This is a genomic window from Mesorhizobium sp. P5_C1 (assembly GCF_054049815.1).
In genome coordinates this window covers 1-9,858 of sequence record NZ_JBFULQ010000188.1, presented here as the reverse complement: position 1 = coordinate 9,858, position 9,858 = coordinate 1, and the positions used below count along the sequence as shown (strand labels likewise).

The window sequence follows — 9,858 nt, the reverse complement described above, 5'->3', positions numbered from 1 at the left end:
GCGCGTGGTCTATCAGCCGATCRTGGCGATGAACACCATGCGTATCGCCAGCTGCGAGGCGCTGTGCCGGTGGGATCATCCAGATCTCGGGCCGATCTCGCCCAGCATCTTCATTCCGCTGGCCGAGGAAATGGGCATCATTTCCGAGATCAGCACCTTCGTGCTGCAGGCGGCCTGCACCGAATGCGCCAAATGGCCGGACCAGACGACCGTCTCGGTCAATCTCTCCGCCAAGGATTTCCGCAGCCGCGACGTCGTCCAGAAGGTTCGTGATGCGTTGACCAGCTCCGGCCTCGCCGCCGGCCGGCTGGAGATCGAGGTCACTGAAACGGCGCTGCTCGACGACAAGTCGCTGACACGCCAGTACATCGAGGAGCTGAAGCAGCTTGGCGTGCGCATTGCGCTCGACGATTTCGGCACCGGCTATTCGAGCCTGAGCTACCTGCACAAGCTGCCGCTCGACAAGATCAAGATCGACCGTTCGTTCCTGATAGACGTCACTCAGAACAGCCGCTCGCTCGAACTGCTCAAGGGCATTGTCAATCTGTCACGGCCGCTCGGACTTTCCGTGACCGTCGAAGGTGTCGAGACCTTCGAACAGCTCAAGATCCTGGCTTTGCAGGTCAAACCGGATCTCGTGCAAGGCTTCCTCTTCGGCGCCGCGCTTAGTGCGTCGGGTATCGAGACGATGTCGAGTGCCACCTGGCCATTCGTCGCTGATCTGCGTCTCACCGGCAAGCGGACAGCCAGTTAGTATCCTGCTTTTCGAAGTTGGCTCTTGGCAGCCTCCTCCTCACTCGAGTTATTCATCAGTAGACATTTCCAAACGGACGCCCGGCCGTTAACGTTAACAGAAGGTAAATGAACAATATCGGAATTTCAGCTTGTGTCTCATTTCAGCTCGAATAGCCTATCCGCAGGCGGGATTTTCGAGGACAGACAATGGATGCTGCACGGGCTGTAGGGAGTGCGTCTGGCGGGGTCAGCACGGCTGGGGATTCGGTGTTGAACCGATCGATCATGCAACTGCTGGAGCATGTCGATTATCGCCTTATTACAGGAGGCGAGGATCTGGAGGCGATCTACCGACTTCGCTATAAATCCTACCTGCGCTCAGGCATGTGCGGTCCGATCGCCAGCGGTATGTTCGAGGACCGCTGGGACAATCTTCCCAATTCCTACCGGTTCGGTGTCTATTGCTATGGCGAATTGGTCAGCACGATCCGCTTCCATTACATTTCCAGCGAGCACCCGTATTCGCCCTCCGTCGATGCCTATCCGGAAATACTGATCGAGCGACTTGCCCGCGGAGAAACCTTCATCGACGGAACCCGGTTCGCAACCGATCCCGATAGCGCGCCGGCGCCCGGAGTGCTGCCTTTTCTGACACTCAGGCTTGCCATGGTGGCCTCGCGCTACTTTGGCCAGGACTCGGTCCTTACGCCGGTCAAGATCGAGCATTCCAATTTTTATGCCCGTTACTTCAATGCCGTGCAGAGGACTGAGGGCAAAGAGTTTCCTGGCGTTCTTACTCCGATCGCACTGTTCGAAATCCCTGCCGGCGAAAACATGCGCCTGACACTCGAACGGTTCCCATTCTTCAGGTCGACGCCGACCGAACAGCGGCTGATGTTTGCCAATCCGGCCATCAACCGACTGACACCCTTGTCCATCGTGCCGACAGCGAAATATTATCGCGAAGCCGCCTGAGACCGCGCGATTTTCGCGAAGCGCCTGGACCTTTCCGGCCACTTCTGCGTTCTGGATGACGTCAAGGGCGCTGCCGCGCCCCGGGCATCGCCGCGAAGTCTTTGAAGGAACCCGACATGCACATCTCGCAGCTCGCGCTCACGCCGCTCATCTCGCTGATCGCCGGCGTGCTGATACTCATCATGCCTCGGCTGTTGAACTACATTGTCGCGCTCTATCTGATCGTCGTCGGTCTGCTCGGGCTTTTCCCGCATCTTGCCGGCTGAAGGGTCCGTCAGCCGGCGAAGAAACGCAGCGCCGCGGCGACGATCGCGGTCGGGCTCCGGGGAGCCGGCTTCAATTTTTCTTTGAGGCAGTTGTCGGCTGCGATGCGGCAATAGCGCCATTGCTCTCGGCCCGGCTTTTCGCTATGTGCCTGAAAGATGTCTTCGAAGGGGTATTGCTATGGCTGATCACACGCCGACCGGTCCTGTCGAACTGGGCGCGAAGATGGACTATGCCGAGCATGACCGCACCTATGCGGGCTTTCTCATGCTGGCCAAATACGGATCGCTCTTTTGCGGCGCCATACTCCTGGCGATGGCTTTCGGCTTCTTTGCGGGCGGCTTCTTTTCGGCGACCATCCTGTTCATTCTGATTCTGGCCGCCGGCGCCTTTATCCTCCGATAGATTTTTCCGACACCTTGTCCACGGCGCCGCCGCGAGGCCGGTCGGCGTCTTGCGGGAAACAGCTTCCGGCCGAAAGGATCATGCGGTGGGACAGACGGTTTTCATCCCTCGTGAACTCGATGCCAACGAGCCGCGCGTAGCGGCTTCGCCCGACACCGTGAAAAGATTGGCGGGGCTTGGCTTCGATGTCGTCGTCGAGACCGGTGCCGGCACGAGGTCGCGCATCCCCGACGAGGAATTCGCCAAGGCCGGTGCCGCCATCGGCAAGGCCGGCGATGTCGCCAAGGCCAATGTGGTGCTGAAGGTCCGCCGGCCGACGGATACCGAGCTGAAGGGCTACAAGCCCGGTACGGCTGTCATCGCTATCATGGATCCCTATGGCAATGATGCCGCCGTGGCGGCCCTGGCAAAAGCGGGTGTCACCGCTTTTTCGATGGAGTTCATGCCGCGCATCACCCGCGCCCAGTCGATGGACGTGCTTTCCTCGCAGGCCAATCTCGCCGGCTACCAGGCGGTGATCGACGGCGCTTCGGAATACGATCGCGCCTTGCCGATGATGATGACGGCGGCGGGCACGGTGCCGGCGGCGAAGGTCTTCATCATGGGCGTCGGCGTCGCCGGCCTGCAGGCGATCGCCACCGCGCGTCGCCTCGGTGCGGTCGTCACCGCCACAGACGTGCGTCCCGCCGCCAAGGAACAGGTCGCCTCGCTCGGCGCAAAATTCCTGGCGGTCGAGGACGACGAATTCAAGGCGGCCGAGACGGCAGGCGGCTACGCCAAGGAAATGTCGAAGGAATATCAGGCCAAGCAGGCGGCACTCACCGCCGAGCACATCGCCAAGCAGGACATCGTCATCACCACGGCGTTGATCCCCGGCCGGCCGGCGCCGAAGCTGGTGTCGGCGGCCATGGTCGCCTCGATGAAGCCGGGCTCGGTGCTCGTCGATCTGGCGGTTGAGCGCGGCGGCAATGTCGAGGGCGCTGAAGCCGGCAAGGTCGTCACCACGGCCAACAACGTCAAGATAGTTGGCCATCTCAACGTGCCGGGCCGGGTCGCCGCATCCGCCTCGCTGCTTTACGCCAAGAACCTGTTCGCTTTCCTCGAGACGCTGGTCGACAAGACGACGAAGACGCTTGCGATCAACCGCGATGACGACCTGGTCAAGGCAACGATGCTCACCGATGGCGGCAAGGTGGTCCATCCGGCCTTCGCCAAGGCCGACCAGCAGCCTCATGTCGAGCCGGCCGCGATCCCGGCCACCACCATGGTCGCCGATGCTTCGGCCAAGCCGGCTGCAAAGAAGGCCGCGCCCAAGAAACCGGCCGCACCCAAGTCGCCCTCGTCGAAGTCGAAAGGCATTGCGTGATGGATCAGACCCTGCAGAAAGCCCTCGACCAGCTCGACCAGGCCTCCGCCGCCGTTCGGCTGGCGGTACAGAACATGGCGACGGCGCCCGGCGGCGCTGAAGCTGCGGGTGATGCCGCGCACGCCCTGTCGGGTGGTGCCATCGATCCCTTTGTCTTCCGCTTCGCCATCTTCGTGCTGGCGATCTTCGTCGGCTACTACGTCGTCTGGTCGGTGACCCCGGCTTTGCACACGCCGCTGATGGCCGTTACCAACGCCATTTCCTCGGTCATCGTCGTCGGCGCCTTGCTTGCCGTCGGCATCGCCGCCTCCGGCATTGCCGCCGGCTTCGGCTTCGTCGCGCTTATGCTGGTGTCGGTCAACATCTTCGGCGGCTTCCTCGTCACCCAGCGCATGCTGGCCATGTACAAGAAGAAGGACAAGTAGAGCGCCATGAACGCCAACTTCGCGTCCTTCCTCTATCTGGTCTCCGGCGTCCTGTTCATCATGGCGCTGCGTGGCCTGTCGCATCCGACCACCAGCCGCCAGGGCAACCTCTACGGCATGATCGGCATGGGCATCGCCATCGCCACCACGCTGGCGCTGGCAACTCCGTCGGCCGGCCGTTTCGGTTTGATCGTGCTTGGCCTTGCCATCGGCGGCGGCGTCGGCGCCATCACCGCGCGCCGCATCGCCATGACCTCGATGCCGCAGTTGGTCGCGGCCTTCCACTCGCTGGTCGGCCTTGCCGCCGTCATGGTGGCCGCCGCAGCCATCTATGCACCGGAAAGCTTCGGCATCGGCACCAATGGCGACATCCACGCCCAGGCCCTGATCGAGATGAGCCTTGGTGTTGCCATCGGCGCCATCACCTTCACCGGCTCGGTCATCGCTTTCTTGAAGCTCGACGGCCGCATGTCGGGCAAGCCGATCATGATCGGCGGCCGCCACTTCATCAACGCCGCACTCGGCATCGCGCTGATCGTGCTGATCGTGCTTCTGGTCACGACAGAATCGAAGCTGGTGTTCTGGCTGATCGTCGCCGCATCGCTGGTGCTGGGTATCCTGCTGATCATTCCGATCGGCGGCGCCGACATGCCGGTCGTCGTCTCGATGCTCAACTCCTATTCCGGCTGGGCAGCGGCCGCCCTTGGCTTCACGCTCGGCAACCTGGCGCTGATCATCACCGGCGCGCTGGTCGGCTCGTCCGGCGCGATCCTGTCCTACATCATGTGCAAGGGCATGAACCGCTCGTTCATCTCGGTCATCCTCGGCGGCTTCGGCGGCGAGACGGCGGCAGCGGCGGATGACGGCATCGAGCGTACGGTCAAGCAGGGTTCGGCCGACGATGCGGCCTATCTGATGATGAACGCGCAGAAGGTCATCATCGTGCCCGGCTACGGCATGGCGGTGGCCCAGGCGCAGCATGCGCTGCGCGAAATGGCCGACAAGCTCAAGGCCAATGGCGTCGACGTCAAGTACGCCATTCATCCTGTCGCCGGCCGCATGCCTGGCCACATGAACGTGCTCTTGGCCGAGGCCAACGTGCCCTACGACGAGGTGTTCGAACTCGAGGACATCAACTCCGAATTCGCGCAGGCCGACGTCGCCTACGTCATCGGTGCCAACGACGTCACCAACCCTTCGGCCCGCGACGACAAGTCGTCGCCGATCTACGGCATGCCGATCCTCGACGTCGACAAGGCCCGCACCTGCCTGTTCGTCAAGCGCTCGCTCGGCTCCGGCTATGCCGGCATCGACAACACGCTGTTCTACAAGGACGGCACCATGATGCTGCTCGGCGACGCCAAGAAGATGACCGAGGAGATCGTCAAGGCCATGGATCACTGATCAGGGGATCAGCACTGAGATGCGCCAAGAAACGCCCGGCCTCGCGCCGGGCTTTTTCTTGGCTTGACGGCGGTTTCGGGGCTACGATGACGAATGCCCGTCCCGTCGACGGGATTGTCGTCAACGGAGACGTTGGTGCCCGACCCCATCGCATCGCAGGCCACCCCAAAAGCGCCGCGCAAGCTCAGCCAGGCGGTGGTGATCGTGCATGGCATGGGCGAACAGCGGCCCATGGATACGCTGCGGGGCTTTGTTCAGGCGGTCTGGAGCCATGACCCCGCCCGTGCGCCGTTTTATGCCCATGTCGCCGATCCGGTCGACCCCGCTGGCGCGAAGATCAACCAGAGCTGGATCACACCCGACAGCCGGACAAATTCGTACGAACTTCGCCGCATTACGACGCCTTACGATGTCGATGGCCGGCGCACCGATTTCTACGAGCTTTACTGGGCCGACATCACGCAAGGCACGACACGGGGCCGGCTTGCCGCCTGGGTGACGAACCTGCTGTGGCGCAAGCCCGCCGACATACCGGCCGACGCCCGCAAGCTGTATCTCGTCACCCTTTTTGCCGTCATCGTCGTCCTGTGCGCGACGCTGGCGCTGGCGACGTCGGTTTGGCAAGGCTACATGTCGTGGGCCGCCGGCGTGCTCGTCACGATCCTGGCCTCATTCGTCATCTGGTCGGTCGACCGGTTCGGCCTTCCCTATTTCGGCGATGTCGCCGCCTATGTGCGCGCGGAAGCGGCGACAGTCGAGAAGCGCGCGCTGATCCGCGAGCGTGGCCTCAGGCTGCTGAAGCGCCTGATGTTGGACGATACCTACGACCGGATCGTGCTCGTCTCGCACAGTCTGGGATCGATGATCGCCTATGATCTCTTGCAGATATTGTGGGCCGATTTCAGGCCCCGAAAACTGGAGGCCATCCGCGACAAGGCGAAACTCAAAGCGATCCGCGCCATCGACAAGGCGACGCTCAGTTCCGACGGTTCCGCGTGGCCCGATAGGCTGGACGACCTCGCCGGTTTGCGGCGTGATCAGTGGGAGCTCTACCGACAGCTGCGCGCGAAAGATGCCGACCATCCGCTGCCATGGAAGATCAGCGATTTCGTCACGCTCGGCAGTCCGCTGACCCACAGCGAGTTTCTGGTGACGTATGACCTCACCGAGTTCCAGCGCGGCATCGCAGAGCGCCTGCTCTCAGCCTGTCCGCCAATCGCCGAAGGGACCGCAGCCGGAGGCACTATCCTCTATCAGGAAGGGCGCAGTCCGTCAGGCAAACCGGAACGGGCGGTGCATCATGGCGCGGTGTTTGCCGCAACGCGATGGACCAACATCTTCGACAGGGGCAATGGCTGGCTGACCGGCGACCCGATTTCCGGGCCGATGACCGAGAATTTCGGCCCCGGCGTGGAGAACGTCCAGGTCGAGCTGCGCGGCTCCCTCGGCCGCATCTTCACGCACACGCTCTATTGGTCGCTGGCGGCAACCGGCGTCGAGGTCGCCGCGTCGGCCGGCGTTGTGCCGCGCACGCATCTTGCCGTGCTGCGCGACGCTGTGGATCTTGGCCGTAAGCTGGAGCCAAGCCAAGCGCCGGCGACTGCCAAACGATAAGAACAGAGAGGTCCCACCGCGCTGCATGGCAATTCAAACAGAAATCCACTCCGGGCTTGGCCCGGAGTGGATTGATTTTGCTTCGGCCCCAGAATCAGCGGCCGGTCAGAAACACCGCCTCCTCGTCGTCGCGCTGCCTGCCGCCGAGGGCCGCCGCAGCACTTGCGATGAAGGCACCGATGGCCAGCGACAGCGCACCAAGCAGCGCAAAGGTCGCGCTCCCCTTCCTGGCGGTGTCGGCAGCCTGCTGCGCCTTGACCTTGGCGTCCTGAGCCTTGGCAAGGATCGCGTCGACCCGCGCCTTGGCATCTGCCTCCGAAAGGCCGGTGCGGGCAGCGACCAGTTGCGTCAGATAGGTCTTGTCGTCGGCCGAAATCTCGCCTGCCGCAGCGCCGGTGATCAGGATGCGCGAGGCTTGCCCGACCGCAGCGGCATCGCTCTCTGTATTGGTCGCCGCAAGCTTGCTTGCATCGGCCGGGCGGAACAGCGAATCCACCAGATACGATGTCGCATTGTCGGTCGAAACACCGCCGGCGGAAGCACCCGCCGACGCGCCCATGGCGGCACTCGAAGCGACGGTCGAGACCGCCTGCACGCCTGACCCCAGCGCAGCGGAGAGGGCCGAGCCAAGCACCCCGACGACGAGCAAGGTGGCCAACGCCCAGGCGAGGAAGCCGTGGGCGGTGTCGCGGAAATAGACCTCGTCGGTATGGATGCCGACCCATTTGGTGCGCAGGCGCCCTGCAAGGTAGCCGCCGACACCGGAGGACAGCCATTGCACGACGATCAGCCAGATCGCGGTGGACACCGCGAAGGTGGTGACCGACGCGCCTGAGCCCGACCAGGGTGACACCATGGTGAGACCTAGCCCTGAGCCGAGCAGCATCAGGATCAAGGTCAACGTCGAGGCCGCGAAGGCACCGGCGATGATCGGTCCCCAGCTGACGGCAGGAGTGGAGGATTCAGTGGAAGCGGAAACGTCGACAGCCGATAGGGTGGACTGCATGAATTYCCCCCTACCGTACGAAAAGCATGATCAGAATGATGATTGGAATCGGGATTCCAAGTAGCCAGAGCAAGATACCGCGTCCCATGAAGGCCTCCTGTGAGAAATTGTGATCGATACTGTCACAATGTCCCTCGGGAACTTCCGTTCCGGCGGGTTATGAAATGATTTTGTTTACCTCGGATGGAACAAATTGGCGCGCCGCAGCGCGCCAAGGCCGGAGATCAATATCCAGGGAGATCAAATATCCAGGTTGGCGACCGACAGCGCGTTGTCTTGGATGAATTCGCGCCGGGGCTCGACCTCGTCGCCCATCAGCCGCGAGAACAGACTGTCCGCGTCGGTGGCGTCATTGACCTTGACCTGCAGCAGCGAGCGCACGTTCGGGTCGAGCGTGGTTTCCCAGAGCTGCTCGGCGTTCATCTCGCCGAGACCCTTGTAGCGCTGCATGGTCAGCCCCTTGCGGCCGGTCGCAAAGACGGCGTTGAGCAGCGCCAGCGGCCCCGAGATGGTTTCGGCGACATCCTTGCGGCGCAGCACCGGCGGCGTCCCGTAGACCTCGCTGAGGCGCTGTGCGTAGCGGTCGAGCTGACGGGCATCGGCCGAATTGATCAGCGCCAGGTCGAGATGCGCGTATTCCTTGACGCTGCGCACCGTACGCTCGAACACATAGCCGCCGACGCCTTCGTTCGAAGTCGACATGCGGCCGGTCCAGCCGCGCTCGGTATCCTCGGCGATGATGTCGAGGCGTTTTGCAATCCGCTCCGCCATGGCATCGGCGCGGCCGAGATCTGTGAAGACGTCGGGGTTGAGCCCGCCGGCGATCGCCGCCTGTTCGACCACGCCTCTGTTGTAGCGTGTGTGCAGCCCGTTGATCAGCTGCCGCACCGCCAGCGCATCGTCGATGGCGCTGCGCAGATCCTGTCCGGTGCGAACTTCGCCCGAGCCCAGCGAGAGCGATGCTTCCTCCAGCCCCGAACCGATCAGGAACTCCTCGAAGGCGCTCTCGTCCTTGATGTATTGCGAGCTCTTGCCGCGCGTCACTTTGTAGAGCGGCGGCTGGGCGATGTAGAGATGGCCGCGCTCGATCAGTTCCGGCATCTGCCGGAAGAAGAAGGTGAGCAGCAAGGTGCGGATGTGGGCGCCGTCGACGTCGGCGTCGGTCATCAGGATGATCTTGTGGTAGCGCAGCTTGTCGGCGTTGAACTCGTCCTTGCCGATCGAGGTGCCGAGCGCTGTGATCAGCGTGCCGATCATGTCGGAGCCGAGCATGCGGTCGAAGCGAGCCCGTTCGACATTGAGGATCTTGCCGCGCAGCGGCAGGATCGCCTGGTTCTGGCGCGAACGGCCGCCCTTGGCCGAGCCGCCGGCGGAATCGCCCTCGACGATGAAGATTTCGGATTTCGCCGGGTCGCGTTCCTGGCAGTCGGCCAGCTTGCCGGGCAGCGAGGTGACGCCGAGCGAGCTCTTGCGGGTGATGTCGCGCGCCTTGCGCGCGGCTTCGCGCGCAGCCGCGGCCTGGATCACTTTCTCGATGACCACCTTGCCCTCGCTCGGGTGTTCTTCCAGCCAGGTGCCGAGCGCTTCGTTGACCAGCCCTTCGACCACCGGACGGACCTCTGAAGAGACCAGCTTGTCCTTGGTCTGCGAGGAGAACTTTGGAT

10 protein-coding genes are annotated in these 9,858 nt (G+C 63.0%); 8 read left to right on the top strand and 2 right to left on the bottom strand.

Annotated features, from left to right (window positions below; genetic code table 11):
• From ACXJ7R_RS16440 to ACXJ7R_RS16405, 8 genes are all read left to right on the top strand, one after another.
• Positions 1-754, top strand: a 754-nt coding sequence (locus tag ACXJ7R_RS16440; protein WP_457152757.1) for a putative bifunctional diguanylate cyclase/phosphodiesterase, incomplete at its 5' end; no start/stop codon positions are given.
• A 266-nt stretch (positions 755-1,020) separates the two neighbouring features.
• On the top strand, positions 1,021-1,710 hold the full coding sequence (locus tag ACXJ7R_RS16435) for an N-acyl amino acid synthase FeeM domain-containing protein (protein ID WP_457152756.1): 690 nt from the start codon (positions 1,021-1,023) through the stop codon (positions 1,708-1,710).
• 116 nt (positions 1,711-1,826) lie between these two features.
• Positions 1,827-1,976, top strand: a complete 150-nt coding sequence (locus tag ACXJ7R_RS16430; protein WP_019862764.1) for a DUF3096 domain-containing protein — start codon at positions 1,827-1,829, stop codon at positions 1,974-1,976.
• A 178-nt stretch (positions 1,977-2,154) separates the two neighbouring features.
• Positions 2,155-2,379 (top strand): aa3-type cytochrome c oxidase subunit IV, encoded by a 225-nt coding sequence (locus ACXJ7R_RS16425; RefSeq protein ID WP_095082965.1) that lies wholly within the window; start codon positions 2,155-2,157, stop codon positions 2,377-2,379.
• Positions 2,380-2,464: 85 nt separating this feature from the next.
• The gene (locus ACXJ7R_RS16420; RefSeq protein WP_457152755.1) at positions 2,465-3,745 is read left to right on the top strand and encodes a Re/Si-specific NAD(P)(+) transhydrogenase subunit alpha; all 1,281 of its coding nucleotides are present in this window, start codon (positions 2,465-2,467) and stop codon (positions 3,743-3,745) included.
• Positions 3,745-4,170 (top strand): proton-translocating transhydrogenase family protein, encoded by a 426-nt coding sequence (locus ACXJ7R_RS16415; RefSeq protein ID WP_091581083.1) that lies wholly within the window; start codon positions 3,745-3,747, stop codon positions 4,168-4,170. The genes ACXJ7R_RS16420 and ACXJ7R_RS16415 overlap by 1 nt, the downstream gene beginning before the upstream one ends.
• A 6-nt stretch (positions 4,171-4,176) precedes the next feature.
• Entirely contained in the window at positions 4,177-5,574 is a 1,398-nt protein-coding gene (locus ACXJ7R_RS16410) for an NAD(P)(+) transhydrogenase (Re/Si-specific) subunit beta (protein ID WP_457152754.1), read from the top strand.
• Between the two features lie 135 nt (positions 5,575-5,709).
• On the top strand, positions 5,710-7,188 hold the full coding sequence (locus tag ACXJ7R_RS16405; RefSeq protein WP_457152753.1) for a hypothetical protein: 1,479 nt from the start codon (positions 5,710-5,712) through the stop codon (positions 7,186-7,188).
• 94 nt (positions 7,189-7,282) lie between these two features.
• Here ACXJ7R_RS16405 and ACXJ7R_RS16400 read toward each other — a convergent pair whose 3' ends face one another.
• Both ACXJ7R_RS16400 and ACXJ7R_RS16395 read right to left on the bottom strand, forming a co-directional pair.
• Positions 7,283-8,194, bottom strand: coding sequence for a hypothetical protein (locus tag ACXJ7R_RS16400; RefSeq protein ID WP_457152752.1), 912 nt, complete (start codon positions 8,192-8,194; stop codon positions 7,283-7,285).
• Between the two features lie 240 nt (positions 8,195-8,434).
• On the bottom strand, positions 8,435-9,858 hold a 1,424-nt coding region (locus ACXJ7R_RS16395), incomplete at its 5' end, for a toprim domain-containing protein (RefSeq protein ID WP_457152751.1).

Bases quoted from the DNA above. Each gene is read 5' to 3' on its own strand.
- ACXJ7R_RS16435 (WP_457152756.1), top strand. From the start codon at position 1,021: ATGCAACTGCTGGAGCATGTCGATTATCGCCTTATTACAGGAGGCGAG.
- ACXJ7R_RS16430 (WP_019862764.1), top strand. From the start codon at position 1,827: ATGCACATCTCGCAGCTCGCGCTCACGCCGCTCATCTCGCTGATCGCC.
- ACXJ7R_RS16425 (WP_095082965.1), top strand. From the start codon at position 2,155: ATGGCTGATCACACGCCGACCGGTCCTGTCGAACTGGGCGCGAAGATG.
- ACXJ7R_RS16415 (WP_091581083.1), top strand. From the start codon at position 3,745: ATGGATCAGACCCTGCAGAAAGCCCTCGACCAGCTCGACCAGGCCTCC.
- ACXJ7R_RS16410 (WP_457152754.1), top strand. From the start codon at position 4,177: ATGAACGCCAACTTCGCGTCCTTCCTCTATCTGGTCTCCGGCGTCCTG.
- ACXJ7R_RS16400 (WP_457152752.1), bottom strand. From the start codon at position 8,194: ATGCAGTCCACCCTATCGGCTGTCGACGTTTCCGCTTCCACTGAATCC.